The organism is Microcoleus sp. POL10_C6, assembly GCF_036701585.1.
GTDB lineage: Bacteria > Cyanobacteriota > Cyanobacteriia > Cyanobacteriales > Microcoleaceae > Microcoleus.
Window position 1 is genome coordinate 146,918 of the sequence record NZ_JAUBRB010000003.1, and the last position, 19,186, is coordinate 166,103.

The window sequence follows — 19,186 nt, forward strand, 5'->3', positions numbered from 1 at the left end:
CAAACAAAAAAACCTCACAGATGGAGGTTTTTTGATGATTATTTGGGAGCGTCGGACAGGTTAAAACATCCTGTCCCTGCATAATGCCCACAGCACTAAGACTCAATTCTTAGCGGTAGTCAGTGCGCGCAGCAGGCTCGCGATCGCTCGTTGTAGTGGTATAGCGGACATTTTCTTCGCGTTTGCGCGGAATCAAACCCAACAAGCCAGACAAGCCTAGCAGTCCCAACCATCCCCAATCAAAATCGCGATCGGTCTCAGCATTGGAGACATCCGAGCGAGGAGTGGTGGTGGTTGTAGTGCTGTTAGTACCGGAAGTTGTACCGCCAGTTGTATCTGTCTGAGCTGAAGCAGGGAGATGAGCAGGTGCTAGGGCTAAACCAGCAGCTATAATACCTGCACCGATTGCTTTGGATAAATCAGAACGTTTCATAATTCAAATGCTCTCTGTTGGCTAAAATCTTTAACTATCAAAACTATATCAATGGGCTTTTAAAGTTAAATCCATCTCTAGCAGTAAAGATGGTTATGTTCCACCTATAACTACAGATTGATATCCAATTTTTAGCAGGCACACAAAATGAAATATTGTTCGCGGAGGCACTCCGGTACTAGAAATAGGGGGTCTGGCACCTCACTCGGTTATGAGGCACTCCGGCAGTCCCGACAATAGACAAGGTGTTGTTTACAAAAAAAGGTAAACTCAGATATTGCACAGACAACTGTTGGAAGTCGATCGACGGAGATCAAAACTTTTGGGTATAGAGTTACGCAGCTACGTATTTCTAGACAACTTGCAGCCACAGCACGCAGCATACATCGGCACAGTCGCCGCCGGATTCTTGCCGCTGCCAGGGGATGCGTCGCTGTGGATAGAAATCTCGCCCGGTATCGAAATTAACCGAATTACCGATGTCGCCCTCAAATCTGCCTCCGTGCGCCCAGGAGTGCAGATAGTCGAACGCTTGTACGGCCTTCTGGAAGTACACTCGAGTCAACAGGGGGAAACGCGGGCCGCAGGTAAAGCAATTCTAGAATTCATCGGAGTCCGCAGAGAAGAATGTATCAAACCGCGAGTGATTTCCAGTCAAATTATTCGCAATATTGATGCCCACCAAACACAATTAATCAACCGCACCCGGCGCGGACAGTTGCTGCTGGCGGGACAAACGCTTTACGTCTTGGAAGTAGAACCGGCGGCCTATGCAGCGCTGGCGGCTAATGAAGCAGAAAAAGGCGCATCTATTAACATCTTAGAGGTTCAGGCTGTAGGTAGTTTCGGACGGCTTTACCTCGGCGGCGCAGAACGAGATATTATAGCAGGTTCCCAGGCAGCAATTGCGGCGGTGGAAAGCGTGACGGGTCGAGAAAATCCAGCAATTTTTGGTCGCAAGGAATAGCCGTTAAAGGAGATGCAATTATGGCAAATACACAGCATTTAGCGCTGTTAAAAAAAGGTGCAGTCACTTGGATTAAATGGAGAAGTCTCAACCCAAATATAGAACCGGATCTCAGCGAAGCTAACCTCGCGGAAGCAAATCTCAGAGGTGCACATCTTTGGCGCTCGAACCTTTTTAAAACAGATTTGTTTAAGGCTAAATTAATTGCGGCAAACCTGGCAGAATCTAATTTTAGTTTAGCAAATCTTGCGGGAGCGCAACTGCTGGAATCTAATTTAATTAAAGCTAATTTAACGGGAACCAACCTGCAAGCGGCTGACATCAGGGGAGCTGATTTGAGCGGTGCTAATTTAATTGGGGCTGACCTCACCGCTGCTAATCTCCAACAAACCGATTTCGGTGATGCGAATTTAATCGGTGCGGTGATGTCTGGAGTTAATGCGATCGGCGCGAACCTCAACTGTGCTAATCTCAGTCAAGCTAATCTCACTCAAGCCGAATTGATTGAAGCACATTGCTATGCAGCTAATTTCTCTAAAGCTAACCTCGGAGAAGCTCACTTCACGGGAGCATATCTTTTCCGGGCAAATCTCTGTTTTGCACAGTTGAGCGCGGCAGATTTCCGGTGGACAAACCTTGGCAAAGCTGATTTGAGAGGGGCTAATTTGACCGGGGCAAATCTCAGGGGAGCGAACTTGGCGGGAGCTAATTTGGGTGAAGCTATTTTGAAAGGAACAATCATGCCTGATGGCAGCATTGTTTGATAAATATTGGATAATATTTAGTCCTGTGAAATAACGGCGATAGTTAAAAAAAGCCAGTTGCGGGTTTACCGAAAGGATTGCCAAAACATGAGCTTTTGGGGCGGGTTGAGGCTTTCTCTCGAATACAACAAAGCCGAGATTTAGTAAACCCGCCTCGGCTCAAAACTCGCAACTGTCGATCGATTAATTTTGGCCAGGGGGCGATATTTGATAAAGTCCTCTAACGGGCCCTTGATCACTCGGTGAATTTTGCTGCTGCGTTGGAAGTGTAAACTGATCTTGGAGTCCGGCGGGAGTGGGGAAACAGCCGCTTGGTTGAGGTCCTAGCTGGCAAGCTGCAGGCAGTGCCATGATTGAGGCATCGAAGGGATTGACGGCATCTGGCACGCGCAGAATCGGGTCGCTGGAAACTTGCCGCTGCATTACTCGTCGGTAGAAGCCGTTGACGCGACTAGCATCCCGCTCGATTTCTTTTTCGGGAAAGGCAACGACGCCGCTGGGGGAACCGATGCCTAAATAGTCGCCCAAGTAACCTTGCAAGCTGACGTTGTGGTAAAAGTCTCCTGAAGCTTCAAAGAATTGTCGGTTGAAGTCGTCGGCAATCGGGTGAAATCGCTCTGTTTGTGCTTGAGCTGGTTTGACTGATGCCAGTGCGGCAGAGGCGACAGCGAGAATCAACGCGCCGCTCAGGCTTTTTAACTTTTGACTCATATATTTCAGCCTCCTTAATTAATTCCGATTCCACTATAAACTGATTATCGGCGGATTATTTGTGTTTTTTACACGGTGTGACTTATGAATGCTGCGGATTTAAAGGTGTTACGCGATCGACTTTTAGATTTGTTGTGCGAGTTTGCCTATCGCGAAGGCGATTTTGTGCTGTCTTCGGGACAGAAAAGTTCTTATTACATTAACTGTAAACCGGTGACGCTGCACGCTGAAGGTGCTTTGGCAACGGGACGTTTGCTGTTGTCGATGCTGTCGTCGGATGTGCAAGCTGTGGGCGGTTTGACTTTGGGTGCTGACCCGATTGTAACTGCTGTGAGCGTGGTTTCGGCTTTGGGCGATCGACCTATACCAGCTTTAATTGTCAGAAAGGAGACGAAGGGACACGGGACAATGGCGTATATTGAGGGGCCGCTGTTGCCAGAGGGCACGAATGTGGCGGTTTTGGAGGATGTGGTGACGACGGGTAAGTCGGCGATGCAGGCGGTGGAAAGGTTGCGGGCGGCTGGTTATAAGGTCGATCGTATTTTGTCTCTGATTGATAGAGAGCAAGGTGGAGGGGAATTATATCGCGAGGCGGGATTGGATTTTCAAGCCATTTTTACCATTCAGGATCTTAAGGAATGGATTAGTAGCAAAAAATAACCGGGCGCGCATCTAATTGTGACAATCCTATTTCTTGAAACTCTTTCTTGTGCGCTGGGCTAGAAGCCAACCCCAAAAACTCCTCTCGTTTCTCTCGTCTCTCGTTACCAGGTTCTCTCGTTACCAGGTAGAACCTGGTAACGAAGATCCAGAGGCTCTGGCTCATGTTAACAATGGTGCAAGATATCAATCTTAACCAGCCAGTTTAAGGCTATGAAAACCATCCGTTTTATTGACTTATTCTCAGGAATAGGCGGCATGAGATTAGCGTTTGAATCCGCCGCTCGTTCCTTGAATCTGGAAACAAAATGCGTATTAAGCAGCGAAATCAATCCCGACGCTCAATTAGTTTACCAGAAAAACTTTGCCGACACACCTTTAGGCGACATCCGATTAATTGACAAACTGCCTGAACATGAAATTTTACTAGCGGGATTTCCCTGCCAATCTTTCTCCTATGCTGGCAAAAAAGAGGGATTTGGAGACACCAGAGGCACCCTATTTTTTGAGATTGCAAGGTTAATTGATACCTTTAAACCTCAAGCATTTATTTTCGAGAACGTGCGGGGGCTTGTCAGCCACGACGGCGGCAGAACCCTCGAAACTATTAAGGGCGAAATCAAAAGCCGAGGTTACAGCTTCGATTATTTCTTGCTCAACAGCTCTAACTTTAGCTTACCTCAGAACCGTGTCCGAGTTTACCTAGTAGGACTTTTAAATGCTTCGCCCCAATTTGCGTTAATTTCTGACTTAGGCCCAAAAGATTCGCATTCCTCTAGTCATCAACAGCTATCGTTATTTTCCCCGTTAAGTCAACCTGTCACAGTTGCAGATATTTTGGAAGACAATCCCGATCCCAAATATGATTGTTCGCCAGAATTTGTTAAGGCATTGAAGCAAATAGTTAACAATGATTTCAGTCGCTTGCACGGTAGGCGGCTAATTGACTATCGCGGTGGCAATTCGATTCATTCTTGGGAACTGGGTTTGCGAGGCGAGTGCAGTTTAGACGAAATTGAATTAATGAATCTTTTTATATTGAAAAGGCGCAATAAAGAATTTGGATCTGACCAAGATGGCAAGCTATTAACTAAAGAGCAAATAGCTACTTTTTTTCCTCATCCCAATCTCGGTAAAATGCTGGATTCCTTGGTAACAAAAAAGTACCTGCAACGGAACAACAATCAATACAAACCTGTATCCGGTAACTTTTCCTTTGAAGTCTATAAATTTCTCGATCCGCAGAAAATCTCGGTAACAATTGTTGCCAGTGATGCTAATAGATTAGGCGTTTACTATCATAACCGAGTCCGCAGGATGACTCCCCGCGAGGCGGCGCGCTTACAAGGTTTTGCCGATAGTTTTATTCTGCATCCTAATGATGATAAAGCTTATCATCAACTGGGTAATAGTGTAAGTATTAATGTAGTTAAAGCTGTTGCTCTTGAAGTTATCCAGAATGTTTTGTGCTCTACCAAACAAAAAGTTAGCGCCTGGTGAATTGGGAAGGGTGGGCGGAGTGTTTCCGCCCACCCTAACAACTAACTTTGCACTACAGGTTCCTTAGCCAAAAACTTCTCTAATTCCGTCAATCGATTTTAGATTTTAGATTTTAGATTTTAGCATTTACCCCATGGATAAATGCGGGGGCTTGAGGATTTTAGATTTTAGATTTTGGATTGATTTCACGGATAAATCACGTGGCGGGTACCATCTAGAAATTCTTGGTCAAAGCATCGGCATCAACCTTAGAGCGGTGTTTTATTGGGTGGCATGAGAAACTATGCCGACTCTAATTCTATCAAAATCAGCTCAGGTACTTGGAGCACAAGGGAAAATAAAGTTTTCGGCGCTAAACAAGCGCAAGCTTTCAGGTTCAGAATCTCTACCAATCGGCTGATTTTAGCAGAGGGAAATTATAACCTGAGTGAGACATTAACTAGAGAATACTGTTTTAATATGTTAGATGACGCGCAAGGAGAAGCAGTAATGATTTTACCTGCATCTATTAAAAGGAAATGGAAACTACTGGCAACAGCCTTTATTTGTCCTCTAACACTAATTGGTGTTGGCGTTCAGCAACAACCGATTCAAGCACAACAAAATCCATCTAAGACTAATGTTGCTGCTTTGCCAGATGGTATTTACCTCTACGGAGATTCGCCACAGCCCAACCAAGTTCTTCAAAACTATATTGTGTTTCAGCGCCAGAACGATCGCGTGGTTGGTGCAATCTACGCGCCGCGATCAGACTTTGCGTGCTTCACTGGTAAAATTCAGGGAAATACACTTTCCGGGAAGGCAATCTCAGCCGGAAAAGTTCAAACAGTTGAAATCAATACTCAGCTAAGCAATCTCCATCCTATTCGCACAATTAGCTTAAACGATCGGCGCATTCTTTCAAAGTGCCAAGAAACAGCGCAAGCTAATATCTTTAGGTAAATCTTTTATTTAGCTTAAATGGTGCATGAGGCTGGCGGTGCGTTACACGGCGTTAACGCACCCTACAAATTGAAAATTTCTCGTTACCAGGCAGAGCATGGTAATAAATATATCGGTAAGTATTAATGTAGTTGAAGCTGTTGGTCTAGAAGTAATCCAGAACAATAGCTCTATCTTCTGGTAATCGGTGAAAAAGTCGGTTAAGTCGTCTCACAGCAGTTGCGTGACGAGTTCCAATAGCAGCCATTTGAATAATTTCTCCTTCAATGAGTTCGACGCGCTCAGCTTCAGAAAGAATCCCTGTCTCACCCATCAAATGATATTCTTTCACCGTGAAAAGCCGTCTTTGAAGTTGAAGGGACATCGCAATTCTCCTTTTAGGAAACTGCTTTTAATATAACCTTAAGTAAGGTGCGCCATCAGCACCCTAGTTTTGGGCGGGCCGGATGCCCGCCCCAGAAAAAACGCAACAGCTTTACGATTAAGTAAGGTGGACAATGCCCACCCTACAAATTAATCCAATTAGCTTTGCGCCACAGGTTCCCTAGCCAAAAACTTCTCTAATTCCGTCAAAGCATCGGCATCAACCTTAGTCTGCATCGGACAGAACTTAGGCCCGCACATTGAACAGAATTCAGCAGTTTTGTAGATATCCGCTGGCAAAGTTTCGTCGTGATATTCCTTTGCCCGTTCTGGATCTAATGACAGCTCAAATTGACGGTTCCAATCGAAATTGTAACGCGCTTTCGAGAGTTCGTCATCGCGATCGCGCGCACCCGGACGCCGGCGCGCAATATCTGCAGCGTGAGCCGCAATTTTGTAAGCAATCAGCCCGTTTCGGACATCCTCAGCATTCGGCAATCCTAAGTGTTCCTTCGGTGTCACGTAACACAGCATTGCAGTACCGTACCAACCAGCCATCGCCGCCCCAATTGCTGAGGTAATGTGGTCGTACCCAGGCGCAATATCTGTCACCAACGGCCCCAAAACATAGAAGGGTGCTTCGGAACATTCCTCCATTTGTTTCTTGACATTAAACTCAATTTGATCCATCGGCACGTGGCCTGGGCCTTCCACCATTACCTGCACGTCATGTTCCCAAGCTTTGCGAGTTAATTTTCCCAAAGTTTTGAGTTCAGCTAATTGAGCTTCATCCGAGGCATCGTGAGTGCAACCTGGGCGCAGAGAATCTCCCAAACTAAACGAAACATCGTATTTTTTGAAGATTTCAATGATGTCGTTAAAGTGAGTGTAGAGGGGATTTTGTTTGTGGTGGTGCAGCATCCACCGCGCCAAAATGCCGCCGCCGCGAGAGACAATCCCAGTCAACCGATTTTTTACCAACGGCAAATGCTCGATCAGAATTCCGGCGTGAATTGTTTGGTAATCAACACCTTGTTGAGCGTGTTTGTCAATGATGTGAAGAAAGTCATTGGGGGTCAGACTTTCCATATTACCGTGAACGCTTTCTAGTGCTTGGTAAATTGGTACAGTACCGATCGGCACCGGTGAAGCTTTGATAATAGTAGTGCGAATTTCATCCAAATTGCCGCCGCCGGTGGACAAGTCCATCACGGTATCAGCGCCGTATTTCACTGCTAGTTTAAGCTTGTCAACTTCTTCTTCCATATTGGAAGAGTTGGGAGATGCACCGATATTAGCATTGACTTTGCATTTAGAGGCAATGCCGATCGCCATCGGTTCTAAATTCGTGTGATTGATATTAGCGGGAATAATCATCCGTCCCCGCGCTACTTCCGCGCGGATAAGTTCTGGCGGGAGATTTTCTCGCTTAGCAACAAAGTGCATTTCCTCAGTAATTACACCTTGGCGGGCGTAGTGCATCTGAGATACATTGGTGTGCCCGCTACGCTTAGCGATCCATTCGGTACGCATATTTAATTTCCTTGATAAACAGCTTCCCTCCGCTGGTATTACCCAGACTCAGGTTCTAAGGGTGTTTTCTCAGCCCGGATATTCGGGCACCCCTAGCTAAGCTGTTGATTGTATCACCGATTTCTGTGCGCGACGCCAGCAACTAAGGAAATCTTAATATTGAGATATAGATGAGGGGAGCGATCGCCCTTTTGGGGCTTCTGATATTTCTGCTGTTTAAAAAGTGCGATCGTACCCCCTTTAACAATCTAAAAACCATCACACCTCATCAGGATTAATTCCCATTTGCCGCAATTTTGCTGCTAGGCGATCGGCGCGTTGTTTGTCTTTTGAAGCTTTTTCAAGACGATAAAGTTAAAGATCTGTCAGGAGATGAAGAACCTGTCGTGAATTTATCTGAGATTTTGAGACAAGTTTATTTGGAGGCGACTCTAGATTTTGCGTTCGATTATTCAGTGCAGCCTGTTCCGCCCTTGAGCGAGGGTAATTTTCAGTGGGTGCGATCGTTGATGGAATCGTAGGAGGGCGACAAGGAGTGCGATCGCAGGCTATGGTATCGCCTTATAGCAGTTGGCAATTGGATTAAGTACACCTAAAGTTGCAACCTAATAAACGGTGCATTTCTAAGGCTATGCCTCACGCGATCGCCAACCTCTATATTCTTCTTTGGTTATGGTTGATTGTGACGTTCTTCCACAGCTTGGTAGAGACGACGTAACATTTCAATAGGGATTCCCACAGCGGGATGAAGAATTTTTAGCCCTTCGATACCACCTGCAAGGAGAACTTTGACGGAACCAGGAGTAGATTTGCTCCGTTCTAAGAATTTTTGGATGAAGGTCTGCTTCTCAGCTTCAGTGGTAATGGGGCAAGTCTGTGCTAGTTGAATCAGAAGACCTTCGAGTTCAGTGCGGTCTTGATTGGTTACATTTTTAACGTTTTGTTGAAATTTGACATTGCTGCCGTCAGCAGCGTAATTAACGCCGATAGTCGGATTAGATTGATTGAAGTTGATAATTGGTGGTTGATTAGTCATAATAGTTAATGTGGTTTGTGTATTAAAATCTGCTAACTGCGGACATGATATCACTGGTAGCGGAGATTGTGCAATTTCATCTTTGTAGAATCCGCAACGTGATTGGATAGCCGCGATCGCCTCCAAAGGTCTTTCAACAACTGTAATTGTTTCTGCAAGTTGTCTCAAACGAGATAGGATTTCAGCATTACCTAATATCTTAGCAGCATCCATCGCGTTTCTACAAATATCTTCATTTAAGTTGTTAAGCGCCTTCTTGAGTTCATTGACTATTTCTTTAGTCTCTTTAAAAGCTTCTAAAAAGTCAACTGCCTCCTTTCGTATAGAGTATTCATCATCTGTGAATGCTGTTGAAATAATACTGGAAAAACCCACTTTTCCATGAAAGTTTTTCAGTCCAACAAGCGCCCGCTCGCGAGCATCTTTATTTCCAGTTTTTAGGGCATCTTCTAAGATAGGTAACCCCTTGCGATTATTTAATTTAGTTAATGAGTAAGCTGCATAAAGACGGATAGAGAATTCTTTGTCCTTCAAAGCTTTATACAAATTGGGTAAGTCTTTAGAGTCACCTAGAAATCCAAGACTGAATATTACTTCCCCCCGAACCTTAATTGCTTTCCTTTGCAACAATTTTCTTAGAGCAGGCAATGATTCTACTGCATTAAGGATGCGTAATGATCTAATAGCTGCTTCACAAACATAATCCTCATCTTGTAGAGATCGGATAAGTTCGCTAATAGCTGAACGATCCTGAAGCCGACCCAAAGCATAAGCAGCAGAAGAACGTACACCCGGATCATCCTTAGATAAAGCCTCGATGAGAACTGGTACTGCTCGTATGTGACCCATCACTCCTAAATAAATTGCAGCACTAGAACGAACAGAGCTTTGTGGATCGCTTTGCAGAATATGGATAAGAGCCGTTACACCATCCTCTAACACATCGGAATCTAGCCAGATTCCTAGTGAACCTATTTGGGAAACTGCTTCTGAGCGAACGATCCAATCACTCTCTGATAAAGCACCGATCAAGATAGGAATAGCTGCGGCATTCTTTGTTTCACCTAGAAGCTGTAGAGTATCTCTTTTGGTATCGGCATTGCCATTATTAAACTCTTCATTCAGTAATGCAATTACTTCTTGAGGAACGCGCTGTCCTAGAAATTCAGCAGCCTTAGTTTTTACAGTATAATCGTCATGCTTGAGCGCACTCTTCAAACAATCAATCGCGGCTCTTCCTTCTAATTTTCCTAAAACATCTATAACAAAACTACGCACTAAAAAATATTCATCATCTAGCAGTTGACAAAGGTTGGGGACGGCTTCTAAATTACCTAATTTTCCCAATGACTCCACTGCTTTCTGACGAACAGAAGAATCCCGATCTTTCAATGCTTCAATCAAATACTTTAAAACTTCAACATTTCTAAAGTTACCTAATGCTCGCGTAGCACGCCAACGGGTATCAGAACATCCATTTTTATGAATATCAAACAGGAAGGGTAACGCATACTCCGACTGAGTTTGTTCTAAAAGCCAGATTATAAGCGATGGCTGGAAACCTTGTTGAATAATGATGTTTACAGTAGCTTGTTGTAGAGATAGGGTAGCTTCCCCAGCTAACCTTGCTCCCAAATACAAATCTACCTCCAGTGCCAGTTGCACCATCCGCACTGCTAACGCCTCAGAGTCCACAAACGACATCGCCATTGCTAGCGGTTCCGTCCACTTTAGATAATTCAAGTAGTAATATCGCAATTTCTCATCACTCAACTTTTCCAACTGTGGCGCTAGCCACTCCGCCGCATAATATTCCTGAAACAGTTGATGGTGAAACTCTATTTGGGTTGGGTCACTAGCTACTTGGAGTAAATGCCATTCCACTAAATCCTCTAACCACTCTTTTGCTTTTGTCCTATCCTCCAAAGTTGGTGTGCGATCGCCTGCCAACAACGTGGCTAGTATTTTTTCTGCCTCAGTTTTAGGAATAGCAATCCAGGAGACACTAGGTTTGGAGGAATCGATATGCGGCTCCCCTTGAACCATCGTAAAGGCGAGGTAGGTTAATAGATCGAACGCAAAGCGACGCGAGTCCTTAGAAACATTGCGAAGTCTTTCAGGCTTAAATTCCTCATACCGTCGCGCAAATTCTTTGCGGAACAAATCGCCTCGGTTTTTAGGAATCTTTCCCTTCTGTTCAAAAACATCACATAACATCTTCAGTAGCAATGGCGTTTCTGCCAACTCCCGAAGCTTCCCTTGAATTTGCCGCCACAGTTCCTCACCCGTTTCCGGCAAACGCTTGCGGACAAACTCCTGCATCTGAGGCTCAGTCAGGGGTAGCATTTCCAGCTTCTTAACATTTCCCTGAACCAATCCTGAACCCAGTTCCCGTGTTGTAATGATTAAAGAAACTTTTAAATCAACACATACCTGTCTAAACTCATCTACTGCTTGCCAAGCTTGTTCGTTAGGTAATTCATTCAACCCATCTAAGAACACGAACAATCGTCTATCACGGAGGAAAGCTATCAAGGTTGTCTCATCAAGGTAAAGCCACCACTTCAGCTTTTCTTGAATCGCTGCTAACACTGAACCTTTAAGACCGCGCAGTTCAATCAGTATAGGTATGGGGGGAATCTCACTCTTACCCTCCTCGATCGCCTCTAAACACTGTCTTGCTTCTTCCCACAACAACCGCCGCAGCGAAGTCGATTTCCCCGAACCAGGTTTACCCACTAACAGCACATGATCTGTGGCATACTTTCGCAATCCCTCTAGCACTGCGAACTGCTCTCGCCTCTCCTGTTGTTGTTCCTGTGAGTCTGGCTTATCTCGCCTCTCCTGTTGTTGTTCCTGTGAGTCTGGCTTAGATGATATAGCGGTTTGTACCCGCAAGGGTAACTCTGCTAGCGTTGGAATATAGCGATCGCTTACCTCACGCTTGGTGTCCTCCCGTGAAGTATCTAGAACCGATTGTAAGTAGGGCTGAAACTCACTAGGGGCAATCATGCAAGAGTGAAGTTATATCTATAACCAAAGCGTCTTTTCTATAATAAACAAATTATTCGGCATAATGCCTAGATGATTAGACTTTAAACTTGACTGAGCCTCCTCATTGCTCATTTTTTTCGCTAATAGCTGTAACAACTCAAGCCGCAGGGCGTTCCTAACCACAATTTAGTCTCACCAGAGTCACCCGTGCCGATCGCACCCACCCAATTTTCCCCTAAGCCACTATACCGATTCTCAAATAAGTGATGTACGCCCCGATCGCATTCCAATTCCCAGGCGTACCTGATTTTACTGAAAAGTGCTATGTAATCATCAATTCTTACATCTAATCTGCTGACTTAGGTTGCTCGACCTTGCTATCGGAGGCATTTGTAATATCAGATTCCCCCGAGTCAATTTTGTCTGTATCCTGTTTTAATTCTGATACAACTGCGCCGCGAGCACGCCAAGCTTCCGCATTCTCCGGCTTAATGGCGATCGCTCGATCGTAAGCAGCCATTACTTATTCATACTAACCCAATATAAAATCAACGCTCACTTCTAAATCGGGAAAAGCCAGCGGCGCAACTTGTTGACCGCGCTCAAACTTTTGCATCGAACTGTAGGCATTGGCCGTAACTCTGAGCGAGAAGACCTTGCAGTTCTGATTCTGTTTCCCCCATTTGAATCTTGACAACTCCTGACATTTGCGCTCTTTATATTTGGGTAGTAACTTACAAAAAAGACATCTACTAACTGTAGCACTCTTTTAGAAACTTGGTATAATTCCTGAAACTCATTTGAAGCTTTGTGAATTTATTTTTTTATTTATTTTAAACTTGTTAAGTTTTCTTTACTGATTGATACAAAATTATAATTAAAGGATATCCGTTTGAGCGCAATCCGATGGAGCCAAGGAGAGTAAAAGCCAATAAATTAATAAATTACACTTTATTAAGTTTTAATAGGTTTTAATATTTTTAGTGCATCCTAGATAGACCGGCATAGTTCGCTAAAAGCAAGCATAGCCTTTCTAACATAGTAAACTTTTGGATGTAGAAAAACCCTTTCTGACTCGCTGCCCTTGGCTCCTCTACGCTTTGTAGAAAAGTCCCGGCAAAAACTGGGCTAACTTTTGTTGAGTAAATTACTATGTTACAATCAGCTCTAACAATAATTAAGTTTTAAAACCGGCCTTAACCTTACGCTCCATTCCATTGCGATCTGTAGAATAACAATGACTATCAACTTAGCTGGCTATCAATTCGTTGAAACCCTCCACAGCGGAATAAGAACTTCAGTCGATCGCGCTCGGAAGGATTCGGACTTTTCCAGCGTGATCGTCAAGACGCTAAAGGCTGAGTATCCCACTCTTTCTGACATCACCCGCTTGCGACACGAATATCAAATTCTGCACAGCTTAAACGTAGAAGCGATTATCAAAGCCATTAGTTTAGAAACCTATAAAAACGGTTTAGCACTGATATTAGAAGATTCCGGCTCCGAGTCTCTCAACGATTGGATGAAGGAGAAAAAAATCACAATCATTCAATTTCTTTCTTTGGGTCTCCAGCTTGTCTCTGCCTTAGCCGAACTCCATAAACATAACATTATTCATAAAGATGTAAAGCCCCAAAATATTATCATCAACCCAGCCACTGAAAAAGTTAAAATTATTGACTTCAGCATCGCTTCGCGCCTGGAGCGAGAAAATTCGACGCTCAGCCATCCAGATTTGCTCGAAGGCACACTCGCCTATATGTCGCCAGAACAAACTGGCCGGATGAATCGGTCAATTGACTACCGCACTGATTTTTATTCACTAGGCGTTACCTTCTATGAAATGCTCACAGGCGAGTTGCCCTTTAATTCCACAGACCCGCTGGAATTGGTACACAGCCATATTGCCAAAACACCCATTCCCCCTCACCAGCTAAATCCTGAAATCCCACCACAAATTTCAGCGATTGCGATGAAGTTATTAGCTAAAAATGCTGAAGACCGCTACCAAAGCACTGAAGGACTAAAATTTGACTTAGAAACTTCCTTGCTCAAACTACAGGCTAGCGGATATATTTCCAACTTTGTTGTTGGAAGTGCGGATAAAGCAGGGCAATTAAACATACCGCAAAAGCTCTACGGTCGCGACCAAGAAATTGAAAAAATTCTAGAAACTTTCGATCGCGTTGCCAGTGGCACCAGCGAATTAATGCTGGTTTCCGGTTATTCCGGGATAGGCAAAACAGTTTTGGTCAATGAAGTTCACAAACCCATTGTGCGACAACGAGGCTATTTTATTGCGGGGAAATTTGACCAGTTCAAGCGCAATATTCCTTATGTTTCCCTGATGCAAGCATTCCAATCCTTAACTCAGCAACTTCTAACCGAAGGCGAAGTAGAAATCCAAACTAGGAAAGAAAAACTTTTATCCGCTTTAGGCGATAACGGACAAGTCATCATTGATGTTATCCCTGAAGTCGAATTAATTATTGGCAAACAGCCACCCGTAGCAGAACTAGGGGCAACTGAAGCTCAAAACCGTTTCAGTCGCGTCTTTAAACAATTCATTGGCGTATTTACGACTATTGACCACCCCTTAGTTATCTTCCTCGATGACTTGCAGTGGGCGGATTCGGCATCGTTGAAATTAATTGAATTGCTAATAACTGATTCTGATAGCAAGTATTTATTGCTGATTGGGGCATATCGAGATAACGAAGTTTCTCCAACTCATCCGACGATTCAAACAATTGACAAGATTCGCCAAACTGGTGCGACGGTGAATAATATTGTCCTTCAACCATTACACCTGGTTCATGTTGAAGAATTAATTGCGGATACTTTAAATGAATCTGGCGGTTCGGAAGCCCTGTCTGTAAAGACGCGAAATTTCGCGTCTCTACTTTTTAATAAAACGCAGGGCAATCCTTTCTTCTTAAGTCAACTCCTCAAAACTCTTTATCAAGAAGATTTGTTGACTTATGATTTATACTCGGGCGCATGGCAATGGAATATCGAGCAAATTCAAGCGATCGGCATCACCGATTACAATGTTGTCGAACTGATTGCTAGAAACATACGCAAATTGCCCGAAGATACACAAAAAGTATTAAAATTTGCTGCTTGTATTGGCAACACTTTTAACTTAGAAGTTCTGGGGATTGTCAATCAGGAATCATCTTTAGTCACGGCAGCGCAATTGTGGGCAGCACTTCAAGCTGGGTTGATTTTACCTTTGAGCAATGAATACAAAATTCCCCTCGTATTTAGTCAGGAAGAATCGGGCGGTTTTACCTTAAGTGATGTGAAAGTTGACTACAAGTTTCTACATGACCGCGTGCAGCAAGCTGCCTATTCTTTGATTCCGGATGAGCAGAAAAAAGAAACCCACTTAAAAATCGGTCAACTGCTGCTGCAAAGTACAACGCCTGAAAACCGAAAAGAAAATATTTTCGCTTTAGTTAACCAACTCAATTATGGTACTGACTTACTTACAACTGAATCCCAAAAATATGAACTAGCCCAATTGAATCTGATTGCAGGTCAGAAAGCGAAAGCTGCTACAGCCCACGATTCCGCCGTCAAATATTTGCAAGTAGGTTTATCTCTGGTAGCGGTAGATAGCTGGGAGAATCGGTATGAACTGACATTAAGGCTGCATGAGGAAGCAGCAGAATCAGCATATTTGAGTGGTGATTTTGACGGAATGCAGAGATTCGTTGAGATAGTACAAAACTGCGCCAAAACGCTGCTGGACAAAGTGAAAGTGTATGAAATCCAGATGCAGGCTTACATAGGGCAGAACAGGCTGCTAAAAGCGGTTAATACAGCGCTACAAGTTTTAAAGCTATTAGGGGTCGAGTTTCCCTCTGAGCCGAAACCGTCCGATATTGGGCAGGCACTAGGCGAAACTGCGGCAATTTTGAGTGGAACGCGAATTGAAGATTTAATTGACCTGCCTCAAATGACCGATCACTATAAACTCGCAGCCATCAAACTTTTATCAAGTATCTTTGCTCCTGCATATATTGCTGCTCCTACACTGTTGCCGTTGACGGTGTGCAAACAAGTAGATTTATCCGTCCAATATGGTAATGCTTCTGTTTCTCCCATTGCTTATGCCAATTATGGTCTTCTGCTTTGCGGAGTTGTGGGAGATATTGATTCGGGTTATCAGTTTGGTCAATTAGCTTTAAGTCTGCTGTCAAAGTTAAATGCTCAAGAAATCAAAGCCAAAACAGTCGTCATAGTAAATATATTTATCCGACCTTGGAAAGAGCATTTGAGACAAACATTAGAGCCTTTGCTATCAGCTTACTCTAGCGGATTGGAAATGGGGGATTTAGAATTTGGTGCTTTTGGTATATTGGTGTACTCTTATTTCTCTTACTATAGCGGCAAAGAACTGACTGCCCTTGAAAGAGAAATGGAAATTAACAGAAATGCTATTCATAAAATTAAGCAAAAAACAGCGCTTAATTATCACGAAATTTATTGGCAGGCTACCTTAAATCTGCTCGGAAAAAGTGAAAACACCTGCCGTATCCAGGGTGAAGCCTGCGATGAGCAGATAAGATTGCCCCTGCACCAGCAAGCAAACGACAAAGCGGCAATTGCCTACATATATTTAAATAAAATTATACTTAGTTATTTATTTGAGAATTACTCAGAAGCGATGGAAAATACTGAGATACAAGAGAAGTATTTGGACGCAGTAGTCGCAACACCTCATCTTCCTCTCTTCCATTTTTACGATTCTTTAGTAGGTTTGGCGGTGTATGCCCCTAGCTCCGCGTCTGGGCAACATAAAATTCGCGATCGCGTACAAAGTAATCAAGAAAAAATGCAAAAATGGGCGCATCATGCCCCAATGAATCATCTACACAAATTCTATCTAGTAGAAGCAGAACGGCATCGGGTTTTAGGCGAAAAAGTAGAAGCGATGGAGATGTACGACAAAGCGATCGCTCTTGCCAAAGAAAACGAGTACATCAACGAAGAAGCACTAGCTCACGAACTCGCTGCTAAATTCTATTTTTCATGGGGTAAAGAAAAGATTGCCCGCACCTACATGACCGATGCTTATTATGCCTATATGCGCTGGGGAGCTATAGCTAAAGTTAAACATCTCGAAGAAAAATACCCGCAATTAATAGCGCGATCGCCTGCGCTCACCGAAACCCCTTTCAACCCTACGATGACAATTCCTCCTTTGACCATTACAGGCGGTCAACCAGAGTTGCTAGACTTGGCAACTGTAATGAAAGCATCGAGTGCCATTTCTAGCGAAATTGTTCTACCTAACTTGCTCAACAAGTTAATGAAAATTTTGATAGAAAACGCAGGCGCTGAAACTGGATCGCTTATTCTCTCAAAACAGGGTCAACTTGTTATAGAAGCGGCGGGGACTAAAGATGAAGTCCGAGTGCTGGAATCTTTACCAGTATCAACTTTTGGGCAAGTGCCTATATCGGTACTTAATTACGTCACCAGAACTCAGAAAGATGTGGTTTTAAATGATGCCAGCAACGAGGAAATCTTTAACGCCGACCCCTATATTACCCACCACAAACCACAATCAATTTTGTGTGCGCCTATCCTATATCAAGGTAAGTTAAGTGCCATCCTGTACCTAGAAAACAACGTGATTGCTGGCGCTTTCACGCCGAAGCGGGTAGAAGTGTTGCGGATGCTATCGGGACAAGCTGCGATCGCCTTAGAAAATGCCAACCTCTATCACACTTTAGAAGTCAAAGTAGAAGAGCGAACCGAGGAATTAAAAGCCAAAAATACGCGCCTCGAAGTAGAAGTTCAAGAGAGACAGCGAGCCGAGCAAGCAGCAGAAGCCGCAAACCGCGCCAAGAGCCAATTTCTCGCCAACATGAGCCACGAACTTCGCACGCCACTCAACGGCATTTTAGGTTATACCCAAATCCTCAAACGAGACATAGATTTAACCAGTCAGCAAATTTCTGGTATTAATATCATTCATCAGTGTGGCGAACACCTCCTAACTCTGATCAATGACGTTTTAGACCTCTCCAAAATCGAAGCCGGAAAAATGGAACTCTACCTCACCGAGTTTCACCTGTCAGACTTTCTCCAAGGCATTACTGAAATTTGCCAGATTCGCGCCCACCAGAAGGGAATCTCTTTGATTTACGAACCGCTAACTCAACTTTCCACTTGCGTCCAAGCCGATGAAAAAAGGTTGCGGCAAATTCTCATCAACTTACTCGGCAATGCCATAAAATTCACCGAAAAAGGAGGCGTTAGTTTTAAAGTAGACAGACTGGATATTCAGCAATCTTTGTCATCACCGATCGCCAATTCCCAATCCCTAACAGCGAAATTTATTTTCCAAGTAGAAGATACAGGCATTGGCATCGCGCCGGACGAGCTCTCAAAAATATTTTTGCCCTTTGAGCAAGCCAGCGGTTCAGTTCGCCAGATAGAGGGGACAGGATTAGGACTGCCAATTAGTCGCCAATTAGTGGAAATGATGGGTGGCGAACTGAAAGTACAAAGCTCTTTAGGTAAAGGCAGTATTTTCTGGTTTGAGTTAGAGTTGCCTATTACCGAACGCTGGGAAGGGTGTCAAAAAGAACCTGAAAAAATTATCAGGGGTTTCTCAGGCGAGCGACGGAAAATTTTAGTCGTTGACGATCGCTGGGAAAATCGTTCTGTACTCGTTAATCTTTTAGCTCCCATTGGGTTTGAATTAATGGAGGCAACGGACGGTCAAGACTGCGTGAATAAAGCGCTGTTATTTCAACCGGACTGTATTATTATTGACTTAGTAATGCCAGTCATGGACGGCTTTGAAGCGGTGAGGCGGCTCAGAAAAATCCCTCCATTGAAGGATGTAATCGCGATCGGAACTTCTGCTAGCATTTTATCTGGCGATCCCGACAGTATTTTCCAGGCTGGTTGCAACGCTTTTCTCCTCAAACCAATTCGGGCAGAAAAGTTATTAGAATGCTTGGGCAACCATTTAAGTTTAGAATGGATTTATGAGGAGCGAACAACTTTCAGTTCAGAAGGTATCTTCACCGAACTCCCTTCCCAAATCCAAGACCAACAACTGATTGCTCCCCCTTCTGAAGAAGTTGCAGTCCTGTTCGATTTAGCCATGAAAGGTGAACTCCTCAGTATTGAGCAGCGAGCCAGCAAGCTGAAGGCAATAGATATGCGTTATGCACCTTTTGCCAATCAGTTGCTTGAATTAAGCAAAAACTTTGAAGAAGACAAATTAGTAGAATTTGTTCAACAGTTTAGATGAG

12 protein-coding genes, 1 pseudogene and 1 riboswitch are annotated in these 19,186 nt (G+C 44.0%); of the genes and pseudogenes, 7 read left to right on the top strand and 6 right to left on the bottom strand.

What is annotated here, in order from left to right:
• Window positions 1–109: 109 nt before the first annotated feature.
• The gene (locus QUA34_RS02835) at window positions 110–433 is read right to left on the bottom strand and encodes a WGxxGxxG family protein (RefSeq protein ID WP_333217734.1); all 324 of its coding nucleotides are present in this window, start codon (window positions 431–433) and stop codon (window positions 110–112) included.
• Window positions 434–755: 322 nt separating this feature from the next.
• Between QUA34_RS02835 and QUA34_RS02840 the strand changes: the two genes are divergently transcribed.
• Together QUA34_RS02840 and QUA34_RS02845 are read left to right on the top strand one after the other, a co-directional pair.
• Window positions 756–1,400 carry a hypothetical protein gene (locus QUA34_RS02840; RefSeq protein WP_333084286.1) on the top strand — a complete coding sequence of 215 codons (645 nt, stop codon included), beginning with the start codon at window positions 756–758 and terminating at the stop codon, window positions 1,398–1,400.
• Window positions 1,401–1,420: 20 nt separating this feature from the next.
• Window positions 1,421–2,164 (top strand): pentapeptide repeat-containing protein, encoded by a 744-nt coding sequence (locus QUA34_RS02845; protein WP_333330127.1) that lies wholly within the window; start codon window positions 1,421–1,423, stop codon window positions 2,162–2,164.
• 183 nt (window positions 2,165–2,347) lie between these two features.
• Here the strand turns inward: QUA34_RS02845 and QUA34_RS02850 are convergent, their stop codons facing one another.
• Window positions 2,348–2,875, bottom strand: a complete 528-nt coding sequence (locus QUA34_RS02850; RefSeq protein ID WP_333330124.1) for a hypothetical protein — start codon at window positions 2,873–2,875, stop codon at window positions 2,348–2,350.
• Window positions 2,876–2,959: 84 nt separating this feature from the next.
• Between QUA34_RS02850 and pyrE the strand changes: the two genes are divergently transcribed.
• The 3 genes from pyrE to QUA34_RS02865 all read left to right on the top strand — a co-directional run bounded on the left by pyrE (window position 2,960) and on the right by QUA34_RS02865 (window position 5,977).
• Entirely contained in the window at window positions 2,960–3,535 is a 576-nt protein-coding gene (gene pyrE / locus QUA34_RS02855; RefSeq protein WP_333330122.1) for an orotate phosphoribosyltransferase, read from the top strand.
• 213 nt (window positions 3,536–3,748) lie between these two features.
• Window positions 3,749–5,035: a DNA (cytosine-5-)-methyltransferase gene (gene dcm / locus QUA34_RS02860; protein ID WP_333383972.1), complete on the top strand. Its 1,287-nt coding sequence runs from the start codon at window positions 3,749–3,751 to the stop codon at window positions 5,033–5,035.
• 459 nt (window positions 5,036–5,494) lie between these two features.
• On the top strand, window positions 5,495–5,977 hold the full coding sequence (locus QUA34_RS02865) for a hypothetical protein (protein WP_333383975.1): 483 nt from the start codon (window positions 5,495–5,497) through the stop codon (window positions 5,975–5,977).
• 160 nt (window positions 5,978–6,137) lie between these two features.
• Here QUA34_RS02865 and QUA34_RS02870 read toward each other — a convergent pair.
• Both QUA34_RS02870 and thiC read right to left on the bottom strand, forming a co-directional pair.
• A pseudogene (locus tag QUA34_RS02870) lies at window positions 6,138–6,341 on the bottom strand (Uma2 family endonuclease); the annotation flags it as partial.
• Window positions 6,342–6,499: 158 nt separating this feature from the next.
• Entirely contained in the window at window positions 6,500–7,873 is a 1,374-nt protein-coding gene (gene thiC, locus QUA34_RS02875; protein WP_333383978.1) for a phosphomethylpyrimidine synthase ThiC, read from the bottom strand.
• A gap of 7 nt (window positions 7,874–7,880) precedes the next feature.
• Window positions 7,881–7,977, bottom strand: a riboswitch (TPP riboswitch).
• 225 nt (window positions 7,978–8,202) lie between these two features.
• On the opposite strand from thiC, the gene QUA34_RS02880 reads away from it, so the two are divergent.
• Window positions 8,203–8,394, top strand: a complete 192-nt coding sequence (locus QUA34_RS02880) for a DUF4058 family protein (RefSeq protein WP_333383982.1) — start codon at window positions 8,203–8,205, stop codon at window positions 8,392–8,394.
• 149 nt (window positions 8,395–8,543) lie between these two features.
• Here QUA34_RS02880 and QUA34_RS02885 read toward each other — a convergent pair whose 3' ends face one another.
• Both QUA34_RS02885 and QUA34_RS02890 read right to left on the bottom strand, forming a co-directional pair.
• Complete coding sequence (locus QUA34_RS02885) at window positions 8,544–11,921, bottom strand: HEAT repeat domain-containing protein (RefSeq protein WP_333383985.1); 3,378 nt, start codon at window positions 11,919–11,921, stop codon at window positions 8,544–8,546.
• A 328-nt stretch (window positions 11,922–12,249) separates the two neighbouring features.
• Window positions 12,250–12,423 (bottom strand): hypothetical protein, encoded by a 174-nt coding sequence (locus QUA34_RS02890; RefSeq protein ID WP_333330105.1) that lies wholly within the window; start codon window positions 12,421–12,423, stop codon window positions 12,250–12,252.
• Between the two features lie 717 nt (window positions 12,424–13,140).
• Between QUA34_RS02890 and QUA34_RS02895 the strand changes: the two genes are divergently transcribed.
• On the top strand, window positions 13,141–19,185 hold the full coding sequence (locus QUA34_RS02895; protein ID WP_333383989.1) for an AAA family ATPase: 6,045 nt from the start codon (window positions 13,141–13,143) through the stop codon (window positions 19,183–19,185).
• Window position 19,186: the final 1 nt, after the last annotated feature.

Bases quoted from the DNA above. Each gene is read 5' to 3' on its own strand.
- QUA34_RS02895 (WP_333383989.1), top strand. From the start codon at position 13,141: ATGACTATCAACTTAGCTGGCTATCAATTCGTTGAAACCCTCCACAGC.
- QUA34_RS02835 (WP_333217734.1), bottom strand. From the start codon at position 433: ATGAAACGTTCTGATTTATCCAAAGCAATCGGTGCAGGTATTATAGCT.
- QUA34_RS02850 (WP_333330124.1), bottom strand. From the start codon at position 2,875: ATGAGTCAAAAGTTAAAAAGCCTGAGCGGCGCGTTGATTCTCGCTGTC.
- QUA34_RS02885 (WP_333383985.1), bottom strand. From the start codon at position 11,921: ATGATTGCCCCTAGTGAGTTTCAGCCCTACTTACAATCGGTTCTAGAT.
- QUA34_RS02845 (WP_333330127.1), top strand. From the start codon at position 1,421: ATGGCAAATACACAGCATTTAGCGCTGTTAAAAAAAGGTGCAGTCACT.
- QUA34_RS02890 (WP_333330105.1), bottom strand. From the start codon at position 12,423: ATGGCTGCTTACGATCGAGCGATCGCCATTAAGCCGGAGAATGCGGAA.
- dcm (WP_333383972.1), top strand. From the start codon at position 3,749: ATGAAAACCATCCGTTTTATTGACTTATTCTCAGGAATAGGCGGCATG.
- QUA34_RS02865 (WP_333383975.1), top strand. From the start codon at position 5,495: ATGTTAGATGACGCGCAAGGAGAAGCAGTAATGATTTTACCTGCATCT.
- thiC (WP_333383978.1), bottom strand. From the start codon at position 7,873: ATGCGTACCGAATGGATCGCTAAGCGTAGCGGGCACACCAATGTATCT.
- pyrE (WP_333330122.1), top strand. From the start codon at position 2,960: ATGAATGCTGCGGATTTAAAGGTGTTACGCGATCGACTTTTAGATTTG.